The organism is Bacillus mesophilum (assembly GCF_008923265.1).
GTDB lineage: Bacteria > Bacillota > Bacilli > Bacillales > Cytobacillaceae > Cytobacillus > Cytobacillus mesophilum.
The window spans coordinates 479,641-504,905 of record NZ_WBOT01000002.1; the positions used below are offsets into that span (position 1 = coordinate 479,641).

The window sequence follows — 25,265 nt, forward strand, 5'->3', positions numbered from 1 at the left end:
CCTTTATTACTTTGCTTCACCAAGTACTGCTTCAGCAATATTGACGGCATGATCTCCAATTCTTTCGAGATTGCTGACAATATCTACATATACGATCCCTGATTGACCTGTGCATAATCCTTCGTTTAAGCGCTGGATATGCTGCTTGCGGAGTTTTCTCTCCATCTGGTCAATCTGTTCTTCTTTTTTAACGACATCAATGGCAGCGTCTTTGTCTTTATGATCTAATGCCTGAAGCGCTTCTTTTACGGTAGAGATGGTTAGCTCGAACATCTCCTGTAAGTCCTTCATCGCCTTATCTGTGATGGACACTTTATTTGCTTTCTTAAATTCAATCAGTTCAATAATATTTTCAAAATGATCACCGATCCGCTCAATATCACGAACTGTATCCATCAGCATAGTATGTTCTTCAGATTCATGTTCTGACAGTGAGCTTGTAGACAACAATACGAGGTAATCTGTAATCTTTCTGTCCAGGTTGTTAATGGCTTCTTCAAGCTGATAGGCATTTTCAGAATGCTTTTGATGTCCATTTATCAGGAATTCATGAGTTTCCTCTAGTCCCTTAACAGAAAATTGTCCCATTCTCAGTACTTCTTCCTTAGCCTGTCCCAGGGCAATAGATGGTGACTGCTGAATGAAAACAGGATCAAGATGCTTCGCTTTATATTCTATGGCTGAATCTTCACCAGGTATAAGCTTTGTTACGATATATGCCAGCACAGCTACAAACGGAAGCTGAATAATGGTATTTGATACATTAAAAATACCATGCGAGAACGCAATCGTCATTTGCGGATTCAGACCCAGAGCAGATTGTAAACTTTCAATTAAATAAGTAAATGGTGTTAATAAAATCATGAAAATGGTCGTTCCAACGATGTTAAAAATTACATGGACAGCTGCAGCTCTTCTTGCCGCAACAGATGCACCGATAGCAGCTAAAACAGCTGTAATGGTTGTTCCAATATTATCACCAAATAAAACAGGCAAGGCAGCGTCCAAACGGATCAGATCTTCTGCAAATAAACCTTGCAGAATACCGATTGTTGCACTGGAGCTCTGAACAATAACAGTAAAGACGGTTCCTACTACAACACCAAGAATTGGATTTGAACTCATGCTGACAGTTAAGTCATGAAATGCTTCCAATGTTCTCAATGGCTTCATTCCGCCACTCATCAATTCTAACCCATAAAACAGCGCTCCAAAGCCAAATAAAATCTGCCCTATATTATTTACCTTTTTATTTTTTATAAAGAATATAAGAACTGCACCTAAAGCAAGAATTGGCAATGAGTACTCACCGACATCAATTCCTATAATAAATGCTGTAACAGTTGTTCCAATATTTGCACCCATAATGACACCAATCGCCTGACGCAGTGTCATAAATCCTGCACTTACTAAACCTACGGTAATAACTGTTGTTGCCGAACTGCTTTGTATTAAAATCGTAACAAGTACACCCGCTAATACCCCCATTAACGGATTTGTCGTAAACCTGTCAAGTAAATCTCTTAATCGATCACCAGCAGATTTTTGGAGTCCATCCCCCATACTTTTAATACCATAAAGAAAAATCCCGAGTCCTCCAAGAAATTGGAATATCATTTGCTGAACATCTAGCTCCAAAAATTTCAACCCCTACTTTTAATAATCAATCGACAATATTCTTCAAAACCCCTTACAATTATTATGGGTGTACAACCAAAAGTAAAGAATTATTAAGTTAAATTTACATTAGCTTAACATTCGGTGTTTATGTTACAAAACAATTACAAATGTTTCATTATTTAGACATTTCCATTTACTTGTACATCATTAATGAACAAGCTAGAATAGGCAGTGAATACGAAAAAGGGTGTGTTTACAACTAAATGAAGATGAATATTTTTAAACAGTTTATTAAAAGCTTATACTCTCCAAAAGATATTAGTTTATTCCGCTTTCAAGGAATTGGGAAAACCATTTTGTATGTATTTTTCCTCACTTTTATCGCTGTTATTCCGACCATTTATTTTCTTAGCACCTCGATTGTGAATAGTGTTGAAGAAATTAAAAACAGCATTGAGAATAAATTTCCGGACTTTTACATTGAAGATGGAGAGCTGCATTCGGATGAAAACAAACCAATAACAATTCCTGCAGATGATATGACCATCCAATTTGATTCCACCGGAACACTAACAAGTGCAGATATTCGTTCTGACCAAAATACGGTTGCATTGTTACAAGATGAATTTGTTTTTGTTGCTGGCGGCCAAGTACAAACCTATGATTACAGCATGCTGACTGGAATGACCTTCTCTAAACAAGAAGTTACAGAATATTTAGCAGCAGCGGATTCTTTCTTAGTTATTGTACTGCCGATTATGGCTATTTTTATTTATCTGTTCTCAGCTGGCCTGCGATTTATTGAGGTATCCATTCTTGCTTTAATTGGCCTCTTAATCAAACGCATGCTAAACCGCAATCTCCAATATCGCCACACTTGGCGCATGTCTGCATACAGTGTAACATTATCAACTGTTTTCTTTACCGTTATGGCTTCACTGCAAACCGTTGTGCCTAACGGAGCAATGATCAGCTGGCTTGTGGGAGTTATTGTGCTGCTGCTTGCAATTAAAGAGGTCCCTCAGCCAAAAAAATCTTAACATATTTGATAAAAACGCGCATTGCGCGTTTTTTTCTTTATTGAACGATTTAATGAATAAATGGGAATGGACGGGCATACATATTGGATAAGCACGAATATTATTCCTGGGGGGCCAGCCAATATGAAGAGACTGTCAGCTTTCATCCTATCCATTCTTTGTATTTACGCTATCTACTTTGACTTAACAAACGGTACACTTCCAAATCAGAAAGAAGAGATAGCCGCAGAAGCCTCTGCAGCCAATCATCAATCAGCAGGCCTTGAATATTTTGAAAAGAAAGTCGGTCCAGGGGAAACTGTTTTAACTATTATGGAAGCCGAGCTGGGCGGGCCAGTTCCTGTAGCTATCGAAACGGTTGTGAATGATTTCCAAACCTTAAATAGCGGCATACAGCCTGAGCAAATACAAAATGGGAAAACTTACAAATTCCCTTCTTATAAATAAACAAATAATATTAAGGCAGTGTTAAACATAAGAGTTTCATTGCATCATTCTTGTCAACATCAGTCTTTCATTGATACAATAAAGTGAACTTTCTTTTCATAGTTCTTTTAAATTTATGAATAAAAAAAGGAGCGAATCTCCATTGACTGAGATGATACATCGTACAAAAACGAGACCAGTAAAAGTTGGTCCTTTAACTATTGGCGGAAGCAACGAATTATTTATACAAAGCATGACAACAACAAAGACACATGACGTTGAGGCAACTGTTGCAGAGATCAAACGTCTAGAAGAAGCAGGCTGCCAAGTTGTCCGTGTAGCATGCCCTGATGAAAGAGCGGCTAATGCGATTGCTGAAATTAAAAAGAGAATTAATATTCCACTGGTTGTCGATATCCACTTTGATTATAAGCTCGCTTTAAAAGCGATTGAAGGCGGAGCAGATAAAATCCGAATCAATCCTGGTAACATCGGCAGACGCGAAAAAGTAGAAGCTGTTGTAAAAGCGGCAAAAGCGAAAGGAATTCCAATTCGAATTGGTGTAAACGCAGGTTCTTTAGAAAAAAGAATTCTGGAAAAATATGGATATCCAACAGCTGACGGCATGGTAGAAAGTGCCTTGCATCACATTAAAATTCTTGAGGATCTTGATTTCCACGATATTATCGTGTCCATGAAGGCTTCAGATGTAAACTTGGCTATTGAAGCCTATGAAAAAGCATCTATGGCTTTTGATTACCCGCTTCACCTTGGCATCACAGAGTCAGGAACCCTTTTTGCTGGTACTGTAAAAAGTGCTGCTGGCCTAGGAGCCATTTTAAGTAAAGGAATCGGGAATACCCTTCGTATTTCTTTAAGTGCTGATCCTGTTGAAGAGGTAAAGGTAGCAAGGGAACTGCTAAAAGTATTTGGCCTTTCTTCTAATGCCGCAACACTTATTTCTTGTCCTACATGCGGTCGTATTGAAATTGATCTAATTTCAATCGCAAACGAAGTGGAAGAGTATATCTCAACAATCAAAGCTCCAATCAAAGTAGCTGTATTAGGCTGCGCTGTTAACGGTCCTGGTGAAGCTCGTGAGGCTGACATAGGCATTGCAGGTGCCCGTGGAGAAGGCTTGCTTTTCCGCAAAGGAGAAATTGTTCGTAAAGTACCTGAAGCAACCATGGTAGAAGAATTAAAAGTAGAAATTGATAAAATTGCTGAAGAATACTTCGCAAAACAAGCCGAAGAAAAAGCAAAAGCTGAAAAAGAAGAAATCATTTCTCAATAATCAAGAAAAGAGCCCGGCTGCAAAGCCGGACTCTTTTTTTTATCTGTTGTTTAAAAGAATGGCAATATGAACAGACCTATAATGATGGATACTGCTCCAATTCCTATTGCCCATCCTCCGAGGGTTTTAGAACCCCTTCTGCTTGCAACAAAGCCTAAAACAATTCCCGCTGCTCCCATTAAAACCGGCCAGATGAATAGGGAAAGAATTGAAAGGATTAGGGCTGTATAGCCAACACCTTTTCCTTCGCCTGCTTGAGGCTGATCCTTAACCTCTGACCTGCTGCGGTTATAAGTTGTGACAGGAGCCGCAATCTCTGCTGATGTTTCTTCGGTAAAGTCTCCCGCTCCATAGGCACCATATTGCTTTACTTCTCCAACTTCTCCAATATCTGTGCCATATCGATGATTTGTTTTTCCATCGAATTTCTGATCTTGATCTGCCATCAAAATCCCTCGCTTTCCTTATCACTGCTGAAGTGTATCAGGTGAAGCAGTTATTATTATGACCAATTTTGAACGTTTTACAATGCTAAATACTGGCTGTTTATCCACTTTTGCGCCAAATTGAACTGAGTTCTTTCGCGTTTACAAATCATTTGTTAAGATATGAGAGGTAATCATGTCTTAAGATGTCATTTCTAGTCATGAATAGATAACCTTATAAGGGTTTCAACTACATATAAAAGGAGCAGCACACAATGAAGAAACGTTTTGGGATTGACATTGATGGCACAGTTACCTGTCCAGCCTCGATGATTCCGTTTTTAAATTCCTCCTTTCAGTTGAATTTAACGTTAGAGGATATTAAGCAATATGACTTAATGCCGCTTGTCAATGTAAGCGAAGAAGAGTTTGCAGAGTGGTTCACCACAAATGAACCGGTGATTTACAAGGAATCCCCAATGGCAGAAGGTGCCGGGGAAGTCTTAACAAAGTGGAAGGATGAGTATGAATTATATTTTATAAGTGCTAGAGGGAGCCATCTGCTTGAGGTAACCAAGAAATGGTTCTTGGAGAATGAACTAACCTTTCACCATATTGAATTAATCGGAAGCCATGATAAAATCGCGGCAGCAAAAAATTACAATGTAGATATTTTTTTTGAGGACAAACACGATAACGCCGTAATGATCCATGAGCAATGCGGAATTCCTGTCCTGCTTTTTGATACTCCATACAATCGAGACCCAATTCCAGAAGGAGTAATCCGTGTATACAGCTGGCAGGAAGCTGAGGACTGGGTGAAAAATTGGCTTGCTGCTGATAAAGTTTCCCGATAAAAATAAAACAGCATTAACCAAAATGGTTAATGCTGTTTTTCAGCTGCACTCCGGGCATTTTCCATATATCTCAAACTTATGACCCGAAATATCGTACCCTTTTAAGTTTTCGCTCAAGCCTTCCATAGGACAAGTGCCAATCTCTTTCGTCTTGCCGCAATCTAAGCAAATGAAATGATGATGATGCTGATGATGTGAACAAGTGAAGCGGAAGTGCTTTTCGCCTGAAAGCTCGGTCATCTCAAAAATTTCCAGCTCTGCAAATAGGGACAGATTTCGATAAATGGTATCAAAGCTAAGTCCCGGATAGTTGTCTTTCATATGTTCAATCACATCTCGAGCCGTTAAATATTTATTACTGGCAGCAAAAAGCTCTAGCATTTCTTCTCTTTTGCCAGTGATCTTATAGCCTTTATCCTTTAAAAGATCAAGTGCCTCTTGTGTATTCATTGTAATCACCTCTAAAAAAGCATTTCAATAATTTATATCTATCATATATTAAGCAGACCGTGCTGCCATTATTTTTTTTGAAAAGATTGTTAAAATTAAAATACAGACAGCAATGACAACAATTACTCCGCCTGGTGCCAAATCTGCGTAATAAGAAATAACCAATCCGCCAATTACGGATATCTCTCCAAATAGTATAGAATAAAATATCGTTTGTTTAAAGCCTTTTGCAATTCTCATACTCGCTGCAACCGGAATGGTCATTAAAGAAGACACTAATAAAATTCCCACGATCCTCATAGAAGCAGCAATAACAAGAGCAACCATTACAATAAAAATAAAATGAAGACTTTTCACTGACATTCCGGATGCTTTTGCGTGTTCTTCATCAAATGAAAGCAGAAATAACTCTTTATATAAAAGAACAACTATTAAGATCACAAACACACTAATAACTAAAATGGTCCATAAATCCAGTCTGCTCACAGCACTGACACTGCCAAATAAATAACTGAATATATCTGTGTTAAAGCCGTCCGCCATTGAAATAAAAATTACACTCAGCCCAATGCCCCCAGATAAAATAATGGGAATCGCCAGCTCCTGATAATGTTTGTAGACACCGCGCAGCTTTTCAATAAACAAAGATCCTCCAACAGAAAAAACCATTCCCATATATAGTGGATTAAGTCCGGACAATCCAAGAAACTTTTTTTCCAGCAGCAAACTTGCTGCTATCCCTGCTAACGTGACATGGCTAAGCGCATCCGCAATAAGAGAAAGCCTGCGCACCACAATAAATACGCCTAACAAAGGCGCTATAATCCCAATAATGATCCCTGTTAGAAAAGCATTCTGCAGAAATTCATACTGCATTAATCCTTCAATCATGCATGGCCACCTCCATGATGGTGATGATGATGACCATGATCATGGGAAAGAATTTGAACATCATGTCCATAATATAATGACATATCTTTCATATCTAATTGTTCAAACTCCTCGGTTTCTCCATGAAAATGGAGTTTTTTATTCATGCATGCAACATGGGAAACCTTATCAGAGACAGCCCCAATATCATGTGTAACCAATAAAAGTGTTATTTGAAGCTCTTTATTTAAATGTTCCAGCATGGCATAAAAGGATTCTACATTCTGTGCATCTACGCCGACTGTTGGTTCATCTAAGATCAGGATTTGCGGGTCGCTGACCAGTGCACGCGCAATAAACACACGCTGCTGCTGCCCCCCAGAAAGTTCTCCTATATTACGATCTTTAAATTCCAGCAAACCGACAGAGCCAATCGCCTGCAGTACTTTTTTTTCTTCAGACTTTCTCATAAAACGGAAAAGGCCGATCTTTGTAGTCAGTCCGCTTGAAACCACTTCATATACAGTGGCAGGGAAGCCAGTGTTAAACGAATTGGCCTTTTGTGAGACATAGCCAATTTTATGCCATTCCTTATACTTGGCAATATCCTGGCCAAACAGCTTGATTTTGCCGCTTTGCAATTTTAAAAGGCCCAGCAGAAGCTTTAATAAAGTGGATTTACCAGAGCCATTTGGACCTACTATTGCTAAAAAAGAGCCAGCCTCTACTGTCAGCTGAATATTTTCGAGCACATTTTCTTTTTCATAACGATATGAAACATCATCTATTTGAATAACGGATTGTTTATTCCCCATCTAAATCACCTATCACTTAAGAATCATTACGATTTTTAACAAACCGTAGTATACCCCATGCTCTTTTAAAAGTAAAGAAATCTTGCCGAATGACAGCAGTCCTTGAAAGAGAACTCTGCTTTTTTGTCTTATTTTAATGATCATCTTAAACCACCATGTCAGCTTACAAATTGCTTATTTCTGTTTACCACACCTATACATTATAAAAATGTCACGATTTTTAGCTTTACGTCATAGAGTACAATGGGAGGGATGACATTGAAACTGTTTGAAAATATTATTAATCATAAATTAAGCAATATTACTGGTGCCGAATTATTAAAATATGCGAATCAATTCCAGATTTCCGTTGCGAAAGCAGATGCAGAGAAGATTGCACAATATTTGCGGGGTAAAAAAATTAATATATTTAACGATACTGACCGTGCAAAAGTTATTAAGGAAATTGCCAAAATCGCTGGTCCTGATACGGCAAAACAAGTAAATAAATTATTTTTAATGTTCTCCAAGTAAAACAATACTTACTATAAAAGGGATTTTGCCAGTCTGATACAGTTAATGATGATCATTGAATCCATTTAAGCATATGTTTGAAGCAATCATGCTCCGTTCTTGAATTACTTTCGAGAAATCAAAAAAGAGGAAGCCGAATTTAGTCAGCCTCCTCTTTTTCATTATGAACCCTGAATATCAATCAGCAGATTTTCATTAAAGGACTGTTCTCTCAGCATAGCGATTTCATGCTTATAAGGCGCCTTTTTGCTGTTTTTATCTTCTCCGACAAATGGTGTCTCCAATATTTTGGGAATATGAGACAGCTGCGGGTGATGAACAATATAATTTAATGCTTTAAAACCGATATGGCCAAAGCCAATATTTTCATGACGGTCTTTACGAGCGCCTCTTTCGTTTTTGCTGTCATTAATATGAAGCACTTTTAATCGATCTAAACCGACTATTTTATCAAAGCTTTCCAGCACACCATCAAAATCTTCGACAATATTGTAGCCAGCATCATGCGTATGGCAAGTATCAAAGCAAACGGATAAATGCTCGTTATGGGTAACACCCTCCATAATCATCGCTAATTCCTCAAAGCTTCTTCCGCACTCAGATCCTTTTCCGGCCATTGTTTCCAAAGCAATCTGAACGTGTTCTTCCCCATTTAGGACTTCGTTAAGACCTTCAATAATCTTTTTAATCCCTTCTTCCGCTCCAGCACCAACATGGGCACCTGGATGAAGAACGATTTGTCTCGCTCCTAATGCCTCTGTGCGATCAATTTCTGATCGCAAGAAATTTACACCAAGCTCAAATGTTGCAGGGTTTGTGGTATTGCCGATATTGATGATATACGGAGCATGAACAACAATATCAGCCATCCCGTTAGCTTGCATATGCTTAAGACCTTCTTCAATGTTCAAGTCTTCGATTTTTTTTCTGCGTGTGTTTTGCGGTGCTCCTGTATAAATCATAAAGGTATTTGCACCATAGGATGCTGCTTCCTCACTAGCTGCCAGCAGCATTTTTTTACCGCTCATTGAAACATGCGAACCAATTTTAAGCATCATCTTCTCCCCCCAGCTTACTTGCGTTTAATTCTTCTTTCGCGTTTTTTAATCTTATCCATTTCCCACTTCATTTTCTTTTTATAGCCTGGTTTTACTTTTTTCGGCTTTTGGACAAGTGACTGTGCCTTTTTGTCTGTATCGTCTGTTTGTCTTTGACGATTTTTCCGTTTATTGCGATCGTCCAGTTCAGTCCAATTGCCATTTTGCAAATCAACATGTTTAAATGTAATGCCCATTTTTTCCAGCTTATTTAATGCATCTTCATTGGCTGGTTCATAGACAGTCAGAGCCATTCCTGAAAAGCCTGCTCTCCCCGTACGTCCCACACGATGAATGTAAAAATCAAGATCTGTTGGAAGCTCATAGTTAATGACATGGCTAATTCCCTGAATATCAATTCCTCTGGCAGCTAAATCAGTTGCCACAATATATTGAAATTCTAAATCAACTATTTGTTTCATCATTTTTTTACGTTCACGCGGATTCAGGTCACCATGAATTCTTCCGACCTTTAACCCCTTGCTCATGAGCCCATCTGCCACTTCATCTGCTTTTTTCTTCGTATTTGTAAAAACGATCGCTAAATACGGGTTATATGCCTTTAAAGCTTCATATACAAGGTTAACCTTGTTCCGGTGTCGTGAAGGAAGCAAAATATGTTCAATTTTGCTTGCAGCCATTTGTTTCGGCTCAACATGGACAAATTTAGGATTTTCCATATACTTCTTTAAAAATGGCTTTAATTTTTCTGGAATAGTCGCTGAAAAGACAAGCATCTGAAGCTTCTCCTGCATTCTTGCCGCGATCACATCTACATCTTCAATAAAGCCCATATCCAGCATTAGATCCGCTTCATCCACCACAAGCATATGTGCTGTGTGTACGAACAACGCATTTTCTTTAACCAAATCTGAGATTCTGCCAGGTGTTCCAATCACAATATGAGGCTGGTTTTTTAACTTCTCGATCGTTCTTTGCTTATCCGTACCGCCAACATAGCAGCGCGCGGCAATTTCTTCGTCTTCCTTACAATGCTTCGTGATTTTTAAGACTTCCTGATAAATCTGGTTGGCAAGTTCCCTTGTAGGAGCCGTGATAATTGCCTGCAGCTCCTTTTTAGAAGGGTCGATTTTTTGCAGCATTGGCAGCACATAAGCAAGTGTCTTACCTGTTCCTGTCTGAGACTGCCCGATAGCACTTTCCCCTTTTAATATGGATGGGATCAGCCTTTCCTGGATTTCCGTTGGCTCATAAAAACCCAAATCCTTTATAGCATCATTAATAAACGGTGTAAATTGAAAACGTTCAAATTTTGTTGACATTATATAAACTCCTTAAGGTTCAATTCTTCCAAAAACACTTCAACAACATATAATGGCTCTATAGAAACTTCTGAATTACGTTCAGATGTAATTCAGAAGGCTATCAGCGCTTTTCTTTGTCCAGCTCCTGGCGCTAGGGGCTCGAGGTCTTAAGGCAAGCCAGCTTGAAGGTCAAAGAACGACCTCCCAGCTGGCTTGCCTTAAGCTTGTCGCCCCTGGGCAAGCGCCATCCGCTTTTCTGGTCATCATGTTATTATAATAAAGTTTTGTGTAAATAACCACCTATTCATTGCATAAATATTTATGTTGGTCTATTTCTTGTTTTTTTAACAAGAAAAGCTTTTTTTTCCGCTGAAACCTAAACCATTCTCATATTGGCGCATAGTTTATTAAAAAGCAGTCATTTATCACAATAGGCGATTCACTCTAATTGCAAATAGAAAGTTTTGGTTTTTGAAAGGGGGAAAAGAAATGTTTCCAGGACAACGCGGTCCTTTTCAGGGAGGTATGCCACGCAGTCCGTTTATGGGACCGATGGGCGGACAGCCTCATATGGGGCAGATGATGAGAGCACCAATGCGCGGCCAAGGCGGCGGTGGCGGTGGTTTACTTGCAAAAATTCTAGGCGGTGGCGGCAATAAAGCTGGCGGAGCAGCCGGGCTTTTGGGAAGCAGAGCAGCTGGCGGTGCTGGTGCAGCTTCAAGCGGAGGCTTTTTGCAGACATTGACAAATCCTGCTGCCATTAGCGGATTCCTTAATAACACCCAGAAGGTGCTTCATACCGCTAATCAAATTGGACCCATGGTACAGCAATACGGACCCATGGTAAAAAATCTTCCCGCCATGTGGAAGCTTTATCGCGGATTAAAAGATATGCCAGATGCAGATGATACAGAGGAAGAAACAAAAGAAAAACCGGTGAAAAGCAAACAGAAGAAAACTTCACAAAATATTGAATTTGCAGGTGAAGAATCTGTTGAATTCACTCCAGATAAAAAGGCAAAAAAAGGTTCATCCTCACCTAAATTATATATCTAATTGCATCACCCGCTTTTGGCGGGTTTTTATTTTTATTCAAAGATATACCCTTCACTAAGCTGAAATAGACGATCTTTGAAATATCACTGTAAGTTATTATATAATAGTGTAGTATTGATCGGTATCAATTATCTTCAGGTTGGAAGCAGCGATCTGAGAGATAGAACGTTTCACTTGGGGAGGAAATAAAATGAATCTTATTAAAATATCACCACGCGGCTATTGCTATGGAGTTGTTGACGCAATGGTGATTGCGCGCAACGCAGCCCTAGATAAAACGCTGCCGAGACCTATATATATACTGGGAATGATTGTCCACAATAAACATGTAACAGATGCCTTTGAAGAAGAAGGGATTATTACATTAGATGGAAAAGACCGGGAAGAAATTCTAGAGAAGGTTGAAAAGGGAACCGTCATCTTTACAGCTCATGGTGTTTCTCCACAAATTCGCAAACGAGCGAAAGAAAAAGGACTAGTGACGATAGATGCGACTTGTCCAGATGTCACTAGAACACATGATTTAATTCGAGAGAAAAAAGACGAAGGCTTTCAAATCATTTATATCGGTAAAAAAGGCCACCCTGAACCTGAAGGTGCAATCGGTGTTGCACCAGACATTGTTCACCTTGTTGAAACCATTGAAGATGTGAACAAGCTGGATATGCTTGGGCAGAAAGTGCTTGTAACCAATCAGACAACGATGAGCCAATGGGATGTTGGTCATGTAATGGACCAGATCAAAGAAAAATTCCCACACGCTGAATTTCATAAAGAAATCTGCCTGGCAACACAGGTCCGCCAAGAAGCTGTTGCTAAACAGGCTGGAGATGCAGATGTTGTCATTGTTGTCGGAGATCCGAAGAGCAATAACTCTAATCGTCTCGCTCAAGTATCTGAAGAAATTGCAGGCACTAAGGCATATAGAATTGCTGATCTTTCAGAGCTTCAAATTGACTGGATTAAAGACGCTGAGACTGTAGGGGTAACATCTGGTGCTTCTACTCCTACACCTATTACAAAAGAAGTAATTAATTTTATTCAGCAATTTAATCCGCTTGACGAGTCTACATGGGTCACAGAAAAACAAGTTCCGCTCAACAAAATTCTGCCAAAAATTAAACAAGTAAAATAATAAAGGTGCCCCTTAGCAGGGCACCTTTTTACTTTATAAAAACTGGAATGGATCTGTATTCAGAGCGGATGGAAAAACTTTTACATTCCAGCCTTTTAATTCAGCCATCTCAGTAAGCTTTTGTGAAATCCCTTGTTTCATAACTTTTTCAACATTATGGCCAGGATCTACGATATTTAAGCCTGCAAGCATCGCATCATGAGCAACATGGTAATACATATCACCTGTCACATATACGTCTGCCCCCTTTTGCTTCGCAGACATGTAGTACTTATTGCCGTCACCGCCGAGCACTGCGACCTTTTTAACCTTATCGTTTAGGTTCCCAACGACTCTTATCCCTTTAACCTCTAGATGCTTCTTCACATACTCCGCAAACTGCTCTAACGTCATTTCTTCAATTTGTCCAATCCGCCCAAGACCCAGTGTTTCTCCTGTATTGTCTAGTTCATACAAATCATAAGCTACCTCTTCATAAGGGTGAGCTTTAAACATGGCCCGCAAGATATTTTTTTCTAAGTGCTCTGGAAAAATGGTTTCAATGCGTTCTTCAGCAACAGATTCAAGAGTGCCTACTTTCCCGATATGAGGATTTGCCTCTTCATTCGGCAGAAATTGCCCCATTCCTGAGGAAGAGAAGGTACAGTGGCTGTATTTGCCGATTGCTCCAGCGCCAGCATCACCCAAGGCTTTTCTTAAAGAATCCGCATCTTCAGCCGGCACATACACAACCAGCTTTTTTAAGACAGTTTCATATGTAGGGTACAGCACTTCTGTATTTTGCAGACCAAGCGCTTCAGCTAACAGATCGTTAACACCGCCGACTGCCACATCTAAGTTCGTATGAGCAGCATACACAGCAATATCATGCTTTATTAATTTTTCAAGCAGCCTGCCAGCAGGCGTATCCATATTTATTGCTTTTAGCGGTCTAAAAATCGGAGGGTGATGAGCAATGATAAGCTGTACATTATTAGCGATTGCTTCATCCACAACCTCTTCGACAACATCTAAGGCAATCATAACATTTTCCACCGTCCTGCTTAAACTGCCAAGCTGCAGACCGATTTTATCTCCTTCCATCGCATAAGATTTCGGAGAGAATTGTTCAAATAGGCCAATGATTTCATGTCCGTTCACTTTTTTCATTGCTGTATTACCTCCTCTGTGTAATGGATTTTTTTCTGGAGTGCTAGTTTTTTCTCTTCATTTTCTTCACTGCCGGAAGCTTTTTCTAAATTCACAAGAATTTTGCGCCAGTTCACTAATTCCCCTTCCCATTTCTTCACAAACGCAGGAGATTTTTCATTTATTAAAAACGGCCCTAACAGCAATTCCTTTTCTAAATGATGATATGGTGCTTCAGGATCACCTTTTTCAGCCACAAGAATTTCATAGATCTTTCCATCTTCTTCTAAAATCTCTTCAGCTATAAGCTTCCAGCCATTCTTTAACATCCATTCACGAATGGCAATCGCACTAATATTAGGCTGCAGAACTAATCGTTCTTTTCCTGTAAGCTTATGTTTGCCGTCTTCTAATATAGAGGCAATTAAAGGACCTCCCATGCCTGCAATGGTGATGCAATCAACTTCACCAGCTTCAATTACTTCTAAGCCGCTGCCTTTGCGCACAGCAATCCTATCTCCCAGCCCTTCGCTCTGCACCTGCTTCTTTGCTGATTGAAATGGCCCTTCTACCACTTCACCGGCAACCGCCCGTTTAGCAAGACCTTTTTTTACCGCATAACAAGGCAAATATGCATGATCTGAGCCAATATCCGCTATTGCCGAGTCTTCTTTTATGTAATTCGCAACTGATTCAAGCCGCTTTGATAACTTATCTGTATTCATTTTGCCACCACTTTACTATGTAGTTCGTCTGCTAAGCAGTCCTGTTTCAATCCTATAAATGATCCCTTCTCTTGTCAACCCGCCGCCACTTACAAACGCTTTGGAGCGCCAAAAAAGCCCTTCATCGAGTAAAGGGCTTTTTATTTTGTATCAGGGCAGACAGACATTACACATTCCGATATGCTAGACAATGCCTGTCCAAATGATATTCTTAGTTTTACTGCAATTCAGAAAGCCACTCTGCCATGGCCGTTTCATTTCCGGAAACTAACCCGCCAGGCATAGCGCCTTTACCATTTGTTAAAATGTCAACGATTTCATCTTGGGACAGCCTATCACCAACACCTGTTAATGCAGGACCTGCACCACCTTGATATTGATCACCGTGGCAGCCGATACAGCTTTGCTGGTAAATTTCCTCAGGATTTGCTTGTGCAGTCTCCTCGGTTGTTTCTCCACCTTCGCCGCTAAGCTCCGCTGCAAGATCTTCATTGTCACCTATTCCTTTAAATGAAAGCAAGAACATAGCACCAATTCCAATGACCATTATAAGGACGAATGGAATAATTGGATTACGGTTCATCATTTAACCCCCCTTATGTAAGAAGCACATTCAATAAAGTTAAGCACATACAAACAAACTCTATTTTACTTGAAAATGACGTGAAGGAAAAGACCTAAAGTGAAAGTTGTCACTACTTATTCATAAATTTGACAAAAAAACTTGCCTAATGGCAAAGTCTGCAGTGCTTACCACCAGGCCTTAGCTGCACATGTACCACATTCCTGGAATGAGCTACTGCGCTCGAGTTTTCATCTTTGCTGCTCATGTATGTTTCTGTTCGTACAAAAAACTCTACCGTTACCAGTAGAGTTTTCAATTCCCCTAAAAATATACAAGTTTCAGCAGCCGATTTGACGGGCTATTACCATTCTTTGAATTTCAGAAGTCCCCTCGCCGATTTCTGTCAATTTCGCATCGCGCATATAGCGTTCTACATGATATTCCTTCATATAGCCATATCCGCCATGAATTTGAACGGCTTGATCAGCAACCTCCATGCTAATTTCTGAGGCATAAAGCTTACACATTGAAGCTTCCTTTGAAAACGGCTTCCCCTGATCCTTCAGCCATGCAGCTTTATATACCATATTTCGTGCTAATTCAATTTTAAGGGCCATATCAGCTAGTTTAAATTGAATCGCCTGAAAGTGTGAAAGGGAACGGCCAAATTGCTGACGCTCTTTAGCATAGTGCAAGGCTTTTTCATATGCAGCCTGAGCAATGCCCACAGCCATAGCCCCAATTCCAATTCTGCCGCCATCAAGTGTGATTAGAAACTGTTTAAAGCCTTCACCTTTTTTCCCGAGCAACTGCTCAGTCGGTACCCGGACATCTTCCAGCACCAGTTCGGTTGTGTTAGACGAATGCAGGCCCATTTTTTCGTAATTATCGATAATTTTAAACCCTTTAGCATTTGTGGGGACAATAATGGCACTAATTTCCTTGCTTCCATTGTGTTCACCAGTTACTGCAGTAAGTGCCAAATGATCTGCATAGCTAGCATTCGTTATATAACACTTATTGCCATTGATGATATATTCGCCGTCTACTTCAATCGCTGAAGTTCTTGTTCCTCCAGCATCTGATCCAGCATTAGGCTCAGTTAATCCGAATGCGCCAAATGATTCTCCTGTACAAATTGGGACTAAAAATTTCTGCTTCTGCTCCTCAGTGCCAAACAAATTTAATGGAGCGCCACCTAACGAGATATGAGCAGAGTATGTAATCCCTGTGGAAGCGCAAGCCTTGCTTAATTGCTCTGTTACGATGGCAAAGCTAATTGTGTCTGCTCCTGCTCCCCCATACTCTTCTGGAAAAGGCAGCCCCATTAGTCCTAAGTCCGCCAATTTCTTAAATATTTCTTCGGGAAATGCTTTTGTTTTGTCCCGCTCAAGTGCTCCAGGAGCCACTTCTTCTTCTGAAAACTCCTTTATCGTTTTATAAATCATTTCTTGTTCGGATGTAAAATCAAAATTCATCTGCATCCCCCTCAGTGTTTTGTATACGCTTTCATTATTATTATATAGGGGAATGGTTAATTTTCTCAACATTTAAAAATTTTTAAAAATAGAATATTATATAAAGATAGAAACAAGCACGGTTATAATCCCCAGACCACCAGAGATCGACAAATACACAAGGCGCCACTTCCAGCCAATTAGAATCCAAATAAGACAATTGCAGATTAGGTTAATATAAAGGGGCAGCGATTGATTCGAAAAAAATGCTGCCGTTAGATCAACAGAATAAAATAGCAAAAGCAATGCCGAAGTAATAATGGGAATATGTAAAATTATTTCTTTTCTAGAAAAATAAAAAAATAATGCTGCACCTAAAAAAATAAATAAAATAGCAAAGGCAGTTTGCAAAATGATAGATAATTCAGTAAAATATAATAAAAACACAGACATTGGAATAAGCAGCAAGAAAAGAAGGTTAACACTTTTCAGTAATTTCCCATTAACGTCTTTTCTGTCTTCCTTCGGCTGATTCCCTTCACTGTAAAAGGCAAGTAAATAATCACAATACTGTTCAGGCAAGAGCCTGTTCTTCTTCCAATAATTAATTTCGTTAATAATGATGCTTTTCCTTTTATGCTGCATGATGTACACACCCTATCTACTTTAGCTGTACTGCTACATTTTCTTTAAAATAAAAATAGTTTACTTCTATTGTAAGAAGTAAACTATTCTATGGCAATCATAATTTTTTTAGGATCAATAGGTGCAATTTCCTATTCTAAGAAGTCCTTAAGTCTTTTGCTTCGACTAGGATGTCTAAGTTTGCGAAGTGCTTTTGCTTCAATTTGGCGGATACGCTCACGCGTTACCCCGAATACTTTGCCGACTTCTTCAAGCGTTCGTGTACGGCCGTCGTCAAGGCCAAAACGAAGTCTAAGCACATTTTCTTCACGATCCGTTAATGTATCAAGAACGTCTTCGAGCTGTTCCTTTAATAATTCGTAGGCAGCATGCTCTGAAGGTGAAGTTGCATCCTGATCTTCAATAAAGTCGCCAAGATGTGAGTCATCCTCTTCGCCAATCGGCGTTTCAAGTGAAACAGGTTCTTGAGCAATCTTTAGGATTTCACGTACCTTTTCAGGTGTTAAATCCATATCTTCCGCAATTTCTTCTGGAGAAGGTTCACGGCCAAGATCTTGAAGCAGCTGGCGCTGTACTCGAATTAACTTGTTAATCGTCTCAACCATATGCACAGGAATCCTGATTGTTCTTGCTTGGTCTGCAATCGCACGCGTAATAGCCTGACGAATCCACCAAGTAGCATAAGTGCTGAATTTGAATCCTTTACGATAATCAAACTTTTCAACAGCTTTAATAAGACCCATATTTCCTTCCTGAATTAAGTCCAGGAATAACATACCGCGTCCGACATAACGTTTGGCGATACTAACTACTAGTCGCAAGTTGGCTTCTGCAAGACGGCGTTTTGCTTCTTCATCGCCTTCTTCAATGCGGTTTGCCAATGAAATTTCTTCCTCTGCAGTCAGTAGGTCAACACGGCCAATTTCTTTCAGATACATGCGGACTGGATCGTTGATTTTCACCCCAGGCGGTACACTTAAATCATTGAGGTCAAATTCCTCTTCACCTTTTGCAAGTTCTTTTATGTTTGGATCAGCGTCGTCATTATCACCGACAAGTTCAATTCCCTGATCTCCAAGGAACTCATAAAACTCATCCATTTGGTGTGAATCCAACTCAAAGTTGGCTAATCTTTCTGCTATATCATCATAGGCGAGAACACCAGTCTTCTTTCCTACCTCTAACACTTGTTCTTTTGCTTGTTCAAGGGTCAATTCTGAATCAACCTCTTTTGAACGGGCCGATTTTTCAGCCATTTGTCCCCCTCCTTCCAAAAATCACACAACGCGATTGAAGAACCGCATTGTCTTCATACCATTAATGCCATATAGAAATGAGCTTTCACTCAAAACTTCTTCTACTGTGTTTCCGTAATTTAATAAAATATATATTAAACAGCTGATTATAATGACTTTTGCAGCTGAATAATTTCCATGCTGATTAATGCAGCTTTGACATAATCCTTTTGCCTTTCAGCTTCTTTTGCCTCAGCCTTTTTTTCTTTTATCTTTAACATCTTTTGATAATTCAACACCTGCTTAATATAATCAGACAGCTCTTGTTCACTGACTTCATCATTAATAGTCACTAAAGCAATTTCAGCACAAATCTTACGAAGCTTATCATCGTTAATAAAATGTATAAATGCACTAGTATCTGGCGGATGACCGCTTTCAAAGTATCCTAATAAATAAGTGAAAATCGCCTGGTGTTCATCGATATTAAAGGTATTTTCGCCAAGAAGGCTCTGAACCTTATAAGCAATGTCTGCATCCTTCATCATATGTGAAATGAGATTTCTTTCTGCAGTATGAAAAGCAGGCCGAATTTTTGATGTTGAAGCTGCCGGTGGATTCATCATCATGGGTGAATTCGAGCGTCCAGCATGCTCTTTTTGGCTCTTGCTGCTGGAATGCTTCGTTTCCATTCCCTCGAGCTGTTCCTTTAGTGCATCGAGTGAAACAGAAAATTCCTCTGCTAATTGCCTTATATAGAGATCTTTCTCTACAGCTTTATCAAGCTTTGCAATCTCCTTTAATACTTCTTCTATATAAAGAAGACGATCTCCTTCATCCTGCAGCCTTTTCCCTCTGCGCAAATAAAGAATTTTAAAGGCCATGAGCGTCAAGCTTCCATCAATTACTTCGTTTCTGAATTTTTCCGCACCGTTTGCCTGAATATAGTCATCAGGATCTAATCCATCAGGCATCATTGCCACTCTTATTTGAAATCCTGCGTCAGATAGCATGGTTGAAGCACGAAAAGCAGCTTCCTTCCCGGCATTATCGGAATCATAACAAACAGTGATGGATTGTACTTGTTTTTTTAATAATGCAATGTGCTCGTCAGTTAGAGATGTTCCCATTGTGGCAACACCGTTTTCTACTCCAGCACGATCAGCTGCAATCACATCTGCAAACCCTTCAAACAGAACGGCTCTCTGCATTTTTTTCATGTGAGCTCTTGCCGATTGAAAATTATATAATATTTTGCTTTTATTAAAGATTGGCGTTTCTGGACTATTTAAATATTTTGGATCATCGTCCCCCAGTGCTCTTCCAGAAAATGCAATCGTATTTCCGTTGCGATCATTAATCGGAAACATGATTCGATCACGAAAACGATCGAAGTAGGTGCCATCTTTTTCCCTCTTAATGATTAGTCCGGCTCGTTCCATTAACCCTTCAGGAAACTTTCTTTTCGTTAAAAACTTATAAACAAAGTCCCAAGAGTTTAGACTGTAGCCAATTTGAAACTTATCAATCGACTCTCTTGTAAAGCCTCTATTCAGCAAGTACTCTAAGGCATGCTGACCGTCTTTTGTGTTTACAAGCAAATGATGGTAGAATTTACTTAATAGCTGATGTGCTTCAACCATCTGCTGAAAGTCAGGTGACATGGACTTAGCAGCTGCCGCCGCTGGAGCTTCAATATCAAGTTTCACATTGCCTTTTTCAGCAAGTTCAACAGCAGCTTCCTGAAAGGAATACCCTTCAATATCCATTAAAAACGAGAAGGCATCCCCAGCTGCATGACAGCCAAAGCAATTGTAAATCTGTTTGTCTGTTGATACAGAAAATGATGGTGTATTTTCACCGTGAAAGGGACATAATCCAAAGTAATTGCGACCCTTTTTGGTGAGCTGGACATATTCGCCAACTACATCAACAATATCTACAGACCTGCGAATTTCATCAATTTTTTCTGATGCAATAAGATCTGCCATAAGAACAACTCCTACTAGTTCTAAGAGGTATTCTATAAAAGTTATGGAATCCCTTCAACTTTCGACAAAATTTTTGTTAATGTGTTAATAAAATGTATTCGATCTTGTTTCGTAAAAGGTTTAGGGCCTTTCCCATAAATCCCTTTTTTGCGTGCTTTAGCAGAGAGGTATCTCATATCAAGCATCGTCCGGATATTTGATTCTTCGTACAGTGTTCCTCTAGGAGACAGCACATACATGTTTTTAAGAAGCAAAGTAGAAGCCAGCCCGATATCCTGAGTAATGACAATATCGCGAGATGATGTATGGTTCATTATGTAGAGATCGGCTGCTTCCTGATCACAATCAACGAACCTCCATTCTGCTTCCTGAACTTCATTCTTCATGTGAGCATATGAAGCAACAAATACAACTTTAATTGAAAAAGCTTTTGCAATTTCGACAATTTCATCTTTAACTGGACAAGAATCTGCATCCACAAAGATGGCAGTTGTGCCTAATGACTTATTAATTCTACATCACTCCGCATTTTCCTTCTTACTGGCTCAATTTTTCAAAAGGGATATTTGTCGAATTTTTTTTCGGCTGGTTCCTTGACATCTTCCTTTAAATAGTTTATTCGTTCACTCTCAACTCTAAACCTATTTAGAAGACATTTTTATCACAATTTTTTATTATAGTACATAATTGCTGGTTTTTCCATTAATAAATAGATGATAATTGCAAATTTCGTCATTTTTTTTATTTAGACGATTTGCTTTTTCAAACTGACGTCACTTCATTAAAAAGAGCACATATTGAATATGTGCTAAGTAGCTGGAAATCTTTTACGATAATGATTCAATATAACATTGGCTGTTTCTTCCACGGCTTTATTTGTTACATCAATGACAGGGCACTGCAATCTGTTTACAATGTTTTCAAAGTAATTGATTTCATTTTTGATTCTTTCAATATTTGCATAGCTCGCATTATCACTGAGCCCCAATGAAATGAGTCGTTCTCTTCTAATATTATTTAATTTTTCCGGACTTATTTTTAAGCCGTAGCATTTTTCGGGCTGAACAAGAAATAACTCTTCTGGCGGGTCCACTTCAGGCACAAGCGGAACATTGGCGACCTTAAGTCTTTTATGAGCCAAGTATTGAGACAGTGGTGTCTTGGAAGTTCGTGAAACGCCAACAAGAACAATATCTGCTTTTAAAATACCTCGCGGATCTCTTCCATCATCATATTTAACAGCAAATTCAATGGCTTCGATCTTTTTAAAATAATCCTCATCGAGTTTTCGTACTAATCCTGGCTCGTATAAAGGCTCAGTCCCGCAAAATGTCTGAATTTGGTCCATAAGCGGCCCAATAATATCACAGGCATAAATCCCTGCATCCTGTGCTGACACATTCATATATTGGCGGATTTCTGGCTTTACCAGGGTATAAGCGATCATTCCATTATCCAGTTTGGCAAGTGAGATTACTTCGTCAATATGTGTTAGCTCCTCAACATATGGAAACCGTTTTATAATGACATCACCGCCATTAAATTGACTTGTAGCTGCTTTTGTTACGAGTTCCGCTGTTTCACCTACAGAATCTGAAACAACATAAATTATTGGCATCTTCCCCATCCTTGATCCCCATCTCCTTTGTCCAAAATTACTTTTCTCCAGCAAGTGCGACAAATGCTTTTGTCAAATTGGTTTTTGTAATTCTTCCTAATACTTCAAGACCTTCGTCTGTTTCTTTAACGATCGGCAAGGAGTCAATTTGCTTATCAATCAGCTTCTGAGCCACATCGAGCAATAAATCATCTTTCTTGCATACAGTAATATTGGGCATTCTTGTCATAATGATATTAACCGGAATGGCCGATAGCTCCTGTTTGCCTATGCTGGCTCTTAATAAATCCTTTCTTGAGAGAACACCCACAAGCAGTGATTTTTCATCTATAACAAACAATGTTCCAACATCCTCTAAGAACATCGTTACAATGGCATCATACACGGACACATTTTCCTTAACTACCACTGGGATTGACTGATAGTCCTTCACAAACAGCTTCTTCATGTTTTCAGTCAGAAGCTGCGCTCCCGTTTTCCCTGTATAGAAATAACCCACCCGGGGTCTGGCGTCGAGGTAGCCAGCCATTGTCAAAATCGCCAAGTCCGGCCGTAATGTAGCTCTGGTTAAATTTAGCTGTTCCGCTATATTTTCTCCTGTAATTGGGCCATTTTCCTTAACGATTTCCAGAATTTTTTCCTGTCTTTTATTCAGTTCGATTTCACTCACCACCTATCTATGTACGTGTATACGATTCAATAAGACATACTATTATAGAAACATTATATACTATTTGCACAAAATGAACAGAATAGATTCCTTTTAAAATGTGAAGAAAACAGTTCAATTCAGCAATATGAAAGAGCTTGCCGCTAAGACAAGCTCATCCAACAATTTTTTTCATGGTTTTTCACAAAAGACAGTTTGAGGTACTCTTCACTTCTCTGCAATCGATCTATTCTCTGAAGCCAGAATATCTTTCTGTTCAGTAAGAGCATTCTGCCAAAACAGTGGAACTGCATCTCTATTTCACAAGAATCTCATTTACATTCGCAAATTGACGAATGATCTCCGCCAGCTTAGCCATTTGGCTTAAACGGTTTGAACGGATGTTTTCCTGTTCTGCCATTACCATTGTATGCTCAAAGTAACCATCAATAGCAGGCTTTAATGACACAAGCAAGTCGTATAAACTTTTCTCATCTGCAATGTTCTGCAGCTGATTACGAACTTCCTCATATTTGTTATACAATTCTTTTTCATAGTTATTCTCAAATAAATTCTCTTCTACCTCCCCAACATGTACTGCTTTTGAAGAGATGTTTAATACACGGCCAAGCGCTTCCATGTTTTCTTTGAAATCCGGGTTTTGTTTCTCATTTTCTAATACTTCTGCTCGCTTAACCAATGAAGGCATTGAACCCAATTCATTGCCAAGAACAGCATCAATGAGATCATATCGAACGCCGCGCTCTTGCATGATATGCTTGATGCGCAGTTTAAAGAATGCAAAAAGATCTTTTTGTATCTCTTCTAAAGCTTTTTTCGCGATATTATCTTCCTGAACAAGCTCTAAAGCAAGATCAATAATCGTTTCAAGCGGCAGTACCCATTGTTTATTTAAAAGAATTTGCACAATGCCTGTTGCTTGCCTTCTTAAAGCATAAGGATCCTGTGAACCGCTTGGGATAATACCGATGGCAAAGCAGGCAGCAATCGTATCGATCTTTTCAGCGATTGATAATAATGCCCCCACATTGCTTTCTGGCGTCGAGTCTTCAGCATTTCTTGGCATATAATGCTCATTAATGGCTTGGGCCACAGCAGGATCTTCACCCTTTTGCAAAGCATATTTTTCACCCATAAACCCTTGCAGTTCCGGGAACTCATATACCATATGTGTCACAAGGTCAAACTTTGCAATTTCAGCTGCACGATCTGCCTGTACAGTTTCATTTTCATTAAAGGTTAATAATCCTGAAAGCTTATTCGTTAGCTTGCGCACTCTTGCTGTTTTTTGTGACAGCGTTCCGATTTCCTCATGATACACAATGGATTCCAGCTTTTTCAGAGAATCACTGATCGCTGTTTTTTGATCTTCATTATAAAAGAAAGCTGCATCAGATAGTCTTGCTCTTAATACTTTTTCATTTCCTTTTGCCACATTTTCAAGATGCTCATGCCCGCCATTTCTCACCGTAACAAAGAAAGGAAGGAGCTCTCCATCTTTTGATTTAACAGGAAAATAACGCTGATGTTCTTTCATTGATGTAATAAGAACTTCCTGTGGGATCTGCAAAAACTCTTCCTCAAACTTTCCAAAAAGAGCAGTTGGATATTCAACCAGGTTGTTTACTTCTTCAAGTAGATCTTCATCGACTGGAATGACCCAGTCATGCTCTTCCTCAAGTTGTTTTAGCTGATTGCGGATGCCTTCTTTTCGTTCATCCGAATTAACAAGCACATACTGAGACATTAATGTTTTCTCATAAGCATCTGGGCTGGTAATTTCCGTGCGTTCACCCAAGAAACGGTGACCCATTGTCCAATTGGATGTCTGTACACCAGCAATCGAAAATGGAACAATTTCAGATCCAAATAATGCGATGATCCATTTTATCGGACGGATATATTTGAGCTCTTCATCTGCCCAGCGCATATTTTTAGGGAAAGACAAGGACGTAATGACATGCTGCAGCTCTGGTAAAAGCGAAATCGTTTGTTGTCCTTGTATAAACTTTTTCACATGAACATACTCAACACCATTAATTTCTTTATAGAAAATATCTTCGACTGTTGCTCCTTGCCCTCTGCAAAATCCAATGGCAGCCTTCGTCCACTCGCCATTTTCGTCTTGTGCGATTTTTTTAGCTGGACCCTTTGCTTCTTCATGTACATCCTCTTGTGCTTCACTGATGCCTTCCACCATTACAGCAAGTCGGCGAGGTGTTGAAAATGCAGTCACATGATCAAAATCAATCTTTTTTTCCACCATCCAAGCTTGAATTTTATCAGAAAGCTGATTCATTGAATTTGTAACAAATCTAGCTGGCATTTCTTCAAGACCAATTTCTAAAAGGAGATCTTTTTTAAACAT

26 protein-coding genes are annotated in these 25,265 nt (G+C 39.3%); 7 read left to right on the forward strand and 19 right to left on the reverse strand.

Features of this window, described 5'->3' with window-relative positions; genetic code table 11:
• Positions 1–6 precede the first annotated feature (6 nt).
• Positions 7–1,638 (reverse strand): Na/Pi cotransporter family protein, encoded by a 1,632-nt coding sequence (locus tag F7732_RS07285; RefSeq protein WP_192913002.1) that lies wholly within the window; start codon positions 1,636–1,638, stop codon positions 7–9.
• A 245-nt stretch (positions 1,639–1,883) separates the two neighbouring features.
• Between F7732_RS07285 and F7732_RS07290 the strand changes: the two genes are divergently transcribed.
• The 3 genes from F7732_RS07290 to ispG all read left to right on the forward strand — a co-directional run bounded on the left by F7732_RS07290 (position 1,884) and on the right by ispG (position 4,380).
• Positions 1,884–2,660: a DUF1189 domain-containing protein gene (locus F7732_RS07290; RefSeq protein WP_338024078.1), complete on the forward strand. Its 777-nt coding sequence runs from the start codon at positions 1,884–1,886 to the stop codon at positions 2,658–2,660.
• A 123-nt stretch (positions 2,661–2,783) separates the two neighbouring features.
• Positions 2,784–3,107, forward strand: coding sequence for a hypothetical protein (locus F7732_RS07295; protein ID WP_151573253.1), 324 nt, complete (start codon positions 2,784–2,786; stop codon positions 3,105–3,107).
• A 151-nt stretch (positions 3,108–3,258) separates the two neighbouring features.
• Positions 3,259–4,380 (forward strand): flavodoxin-dependent (E)-4-hydroxy-3-methylbut-2-enyl-diphosphate synthase, encoded by a 1,122-nt coding sequence (gene ispG, locus F7732_RS07300; protein WP_192913013.1) that lies wholly within the window; start codon positions 3,259–3,261, stop codon positions 4,378–4,380.
• A 50-nt stretch (positions 4,381–4,430) separates the two neighbouring features.
• On the opposite strand, the gene F7732_RS07305 is transcribed toward ispG, so the two are convergent.
• Complete coding sequence (locus F7732_RS07305) at positions 4,431–4,826, reverse strand: hypothetical protein (RefSeq protein ID WP_151573255.1); 396 nt, start codon at positions 4,824–4,826, stop codon at positions 4,431–4,433.
• A gap of 254 nt (positions 4,827–5,080) precedes the next feature.
• Here F7732_RS07305 and F7732_RS07310 point away from each other — a divergent pair, with 254 nt between their 5' ends.
• Positions 5,081–5,662, forward strand: coding sequence for a 5' nucleotidase, NT5C type (locus tag F7732_RS07310; protein ID WP_151573256.1), 582 nt, complete (start codon positions 5,081–5,083; stop codon positions 5,660–5,662).
• Between the two features lie 39 nt (positions 5,663–5,701).
• Here F7732_RS07310 and F7732_RS07315 read toward each other — a convergent pair whose 3' ends face one another.
• The 4 genes from F7732_RS07315 to F7732_RS23220 are packed head-to-tail and all read right to left on the reverse strand — an operon-like array spanning position 5,702 to position 7,941.
• On the reverse strand, positions 5,702–6,112 hold the full coding sequence (locus F7732_RS07315) for a Fur family transcriptional regulator (RefSeq protein ID WP_151573257.1): 411 nt from the start codon (positions 6,110–6,112) through the stop codon (positions 5,702–5,704).
• A gap of 48 nt (positions 6,113–6,160) precedes the next feature.
• Positions 6,161–7,003, reverse strand: a complete 843-nt coding sequence (locus F7732_RS07320) for a metal ABC transporter permease (protein ID WP_151573258.1) — start codon at positions 7,001–7,003, stop codon at positions 6,161–6,163.
• Positions 7,000–7,797, reverse strand: coding sequence for a metal ABC transporter ATP-binding protein (locus tag F7732_RS07325; protein WP_151573259.1), 798 nt, complete (start codon positions 7,795–7,797; stop codon positions 7,000–7,002). Before F7732_RS07325 ends, F7732_RS07320 begins: the two co-directional genes overlap by 4 nt.
• A 12-nt stretch (positions 7,798–7,809) precedes the next feature.
• Positions 7,810–7,941, reverse strand: coding sequence for a hypothetical protein (locus F7732_RS23220; protein WP_275670915.1), 132 nt, complete (start codon positions 7,939–7,941; stop codon positions 7,810–7,812).
• Between the two features lie 114 nt (positions 7,942–8,055).
• On the opposite strand from F7732_RS23220, the gene F7732_RS07330 reads away from it, so the two are divergent.
• On the forward strand, positions 8,056–8,310 hold the full coding sequence (locus tag F7732_RS07330) for a DUF2624 domain-containing protein (protein WP_066443564.1): 255 nt from the start codon (positions 8,056–8,058) through the stop codon (positions 8,308–8,310).
• 161 nt (positions 8,311–8,471) lie between these two features.
• On the opposite strand, the gene F7732_RS07335 is transcribed toward F7732_RS07330, so the two are convergent.
• Positions 8,472–9,365: a deoxyribonuclease IV gene (locus F7732_RS07335; RefSeq protein WP_151573260.1), complete on the reverse strand. Its 894-nt coding sequence runs from the start codon at positions 9,363–9,365 to the stop codon at positions 8,472–8,474.
• Positions 9,366–9,382: 17 nt separating this feature from the next.
• The gene (locus tag F7732_RS07340) at positions 9,383–10,693 is read right to left on the reverse strand and encodes a DEAD/DEAH box helicase (RefSeq protein WP_151573261.1); all 1,311 of its coding nucleotides are present in this window, start codon (positions 10,691–10,693) and stop codon (positions 9,383–9,385) included.
• Between the two features lie 468 nt (positions 10,694–11,161).
• Between F7732_RS07340 and vrrA the strand changes: the two genes are divergently transcribed.
• A complete protein-coding gene (vrrA, locus tag F7732_RS07345) occupies positions 11,162–11,728 on the forward strand; it encodes a VrrA/YqfQ family protein (protein ID WP_151573262.1) in 567 nt (188 codons plus the stop codon).
• A gap of 190 nt (positions 11,729–11,918) precedes the next feature.
• Complete coding sequence (locus tag F7732_RS07350) at positions 11,919–12,863, forward strand: 4-hydroxy-3-methylbut-2-enyl diphosphate reductase (RefSeq protein WP_151573263.1); 945 nt, start codon at positions 11,919–11,921, stop codon at positions 12,861–12,863.
• Between the two features lie 33 nt (positions 12,864–12,896).
• Here F7732_RS07350 and F7732_RS07355 read toward each other — a convergent pair whose 3' ends face one another.
• From F7732_RS07355 to glyS, 11 genes are all read right to left on the reverse strand, one after another.
• A complete protein-coding gene (locus F7732_RS07355) occupies positions 12,897–14,012 on the reverse strand; it encodes a Nif3-like dinuclear metal center hexameric protein (RefSeq protein ID WP_151573264.1) in 1,116 nt (371 codons plus the stop codon).
• Complete coding sequence (locus tag F7732_RS07360) at positions 14,009–14,716, reverse strand: tRNA (adenine(22)-N(1))-methyltransferase (RefSeq protein WP_151573265.1); 708 nt, start codon at positions 14,714–14,716, stop codon at positions 14,009–14,011. Before F7732_RS07360 ends, F7732_RS07355 begins: the two co-directional genes overlap by 4 nt.
• A gap of 217 nt (positions 14,717–14,933) precedes the next feature.
• Entirely contained in the window at positions 14,934–15,299 is a 366-nt protein-coding gene (gene cccA, locus F7732_RS07365; protein WP_066443545.1) for a cytochrome c550, read from the reverse strand.
• 320 nt (positions 15,300–15,619) lie between these two features.
• Positions 15,620–16,759 carry an acyl-CoA dehydrogenase family protein gene (locus F7732_RS07370; RefSeq protein ID WP_151573266.1) on the reverse strand — a complete coding sequence of 380 codons (1,140 nt, stop codon included), beginning with the start codon at positions 16,757–16,759 and terminating at the stop codon, positions 15,620–15,622.
• Between the two features lie 96 nt (positions 16,760–16,855).
• Positions 16,856–17,383 carry a hypothetical protein gene (locus tag F7732_RS07375; RefSeq protein ID WP_151573267.1) on the reverse strand — a complete coding sequence of 176 codons (528 nt, stop codon included), beginning with the start codon at positions 17,381–17,383 and terminating at the stop codon, positions 16,856–16,858.
• A 131-nt stretch (positions 17,384–17,514) separates the two neighbouring features.
• A complete protein-coding gene (gene rpoD / locus F7732_RS07380) occupies positions 17,515–18,639 on the reverse strand; it encodes an RNA polymerase sigma factor RpoD (RefSeq protein WP_080845016.1) in 1,125 nt (374 codons plus the stop codon).
• A gap of 146 nt (positions 18,640–18,785) precedes the next feature.
• Entirely contained in the window at positions 18,786–20,609 is a 1,824-nt protein-coding gene (dnaG, locus tag F7732_RS07385) for a DNA primase (RefSeq protein ID WP_151573268.1), read from the reverse strand.
• Positions 20,610–20,650: 41 nt separating this feature from the next.
• Complete coding sequence (locus F7732_RS07390) at positions 20,651–21,088, reverse strand: YaiI/YqxD family protein (protein ID WP_151573269.1); 438 nt, start codon at positions 21,086–21,088, stop codon at positions 20,651–20,653.
• A gap of 329 nt (positions 21,089–21,417) precedes the next feature.
• Complete coding sequence (locus F7732_RS07395; RefSeq protein ID WP_066443529.1) at positions 21,418–22,236, reverse strand: pyruvate, water dikinase regulatory protein; 819 nt, start codon at positions 22,234–22,236, stop codon at positions 21,418–21,420.
• Positions 22,237–22,264: 28 nt separating this feature from the next.
• Entirely contained in the window at positions 22,265–22,897 is a 633-nt protein-coding gene (ccpN, locus tag F7732_RS07400; RefSeq protein ID WP_192913003.1) for a transcriptional regulator CcpN, read from the reverse strand.
• A 295-nt stretch (positions 22,898–23,192) separates the two neighbouring features.
• Positions 23,193–25,265 carry a glycine--tRNA ligase subunit beta gene (gene glyS / locus F7732_RS07405; RefSeq protein WP_151573271.1) on the reverse strand — a complete coding sequence of 691 codons (2,073 nt, stop codon included), beginning with the start codon at positions 25,263–25,265 and terminating at the stop codon, positions 23,193–23,195.

Bases quoted from the DNA above. Each gene is read 5' to 3' on its own strand.
- F7732_RS07290 (WP_338024078.1), top strand. From the start codon at position 1,884: ATGAAGATGAATATTTTTAAACAGTTTATTAAAAGCTTATACTCTCCA.
- F7732_RS07295 (WP_151573253.1), top strand. From the start codon at position 2,784: ATGAAGAGACTGTCAGCTTTCATCCTATCCATTCTTTGTATTTACGCT.
- ispG (WP_192913013.1), top strand. From the start codon at position 3,259: ATGATACATCGTACAAAAACGAGACCAGTAAAAGTTGGTCCTTTAACT.
- F7732_RS07305 (WP_151573255.1), bottom strand. From the start codon at position 4,826: ATGGCAGATCAAGATCAGAAATTCGATGGAAAAACAAATCATCGATAT.
- F7732_RS07310 (WP_151573256.1), top strand. From the start codon at position 5,081: ATGAAGAAACGTTTTGGGATTGACATTGATGGCACAGTTACCTGTCCA.
- F7732_RS07315 (WP_151573257.1), bottom strand. From the start codon at position 6,112: ATGAATACACAAGAGGCACTTGATCTTTTAAAGGATAAAGGCTATAAG.
- F7732_RS07320 (WP_151573258.1), bottom strand. From the start codon at position 7,003: ATGATTGAAGGATTAATGCAGTATGAATTTCTGCAGAATGCTTTTCTA.
- F7732_RS07325 (WP_151573259.1), bottom strand. From the start codon at position 7,797: ATGGGGAATAAACAATCCGTTATTCAAATAGATGATGTTTCATATCGT.
- F7732_RS23220 (WP_275670915.1), bottom strand. From the start codon at position 7,941: ATGATCATTAAAATAAGACAAAAAAGCAGAGTTCTCTTTCAAGGACTG.
- F7732_RS07335 (WP_151573260.1), bottom strand. From the start codon at position 9,365: ATGCTTAAAATTGGTTCGCATGTTTCAATGAGCGGTAAAAAAATGCTG.
- vrrA (WP_151573262.1), top strand. From the start codon at position 11,162: ATGTTTCCAGGACAACGCGGTCCTTTTCAGGGAGGTATGCCACGCAGT.
- F7732_RS07350 (WP_151573263.1), top strand. From the start codon at position 11,919: ATGAATCTTATTAAAATATCACCACGCGGCTATTGCTATGGAGTTGTT.
- F7732_RS07355 (WP_151573264.1), bottom strand. From the start codon at position 14,012: ATGAAAAAAGTGAACGGACATGAAATCATTGGCCTATTTGAACAATTC.
- F7732_RS07360 (WP_151573265.1), bottom strand. From the start codon at position 14,716: ATGAATACAGATAAGTTATCAAAGCGGCTTGAATCAGTTGCGAATTAC.
- cccA (WP_066443545.1), bottom strand. From the start codon at position 15,299: ATGAACCGTAATCCAATTATTCCATTCGTCCTTATAATGGTCATTGGA.
- F7732_RS07370 (WP_151573266.1), bottom strand. From the start codon at position 16,759: ATGAATTTTGATTTTACATCCGAACAAGAAATGATTTATAAAACGATA.
- F7732_RS07375 (WP_151573267.1), bottom strand. From the start codon at position 17,383: ATGCAGCATAAAAGGAAAAGCATCATTATTAACGAAATTAATTATTGG.
- rpoD (WP_080845016.1), bottom strand. From the start codon at position 18,639: ATGGCTGAAAAATCGGCCCGTTCAAAAGAGGTTGATTCAGAATTGACC.
- dnaG (WP_151573268.1), bottom strand. From the start codon at position 20,609: ATGGCAGATCTTATTGCATCAGAAAAAATTGATGAAATTCGCAGGTCT.
- F7732_RS07395 (WP_066443529.1), bottom strand. From the start codon at position 22,236: ATGGGGAAGATGCCAATAATTTATGTTGTTTCAGATTCTGTAGGTGAA.
- glyS (WP_151573271.1), bottom strand. From the start codon at position 25,265: ATGTTTAAAAAAGATCTCCTTTTAGAAATTGGTCTTGAAGAAATGCCA.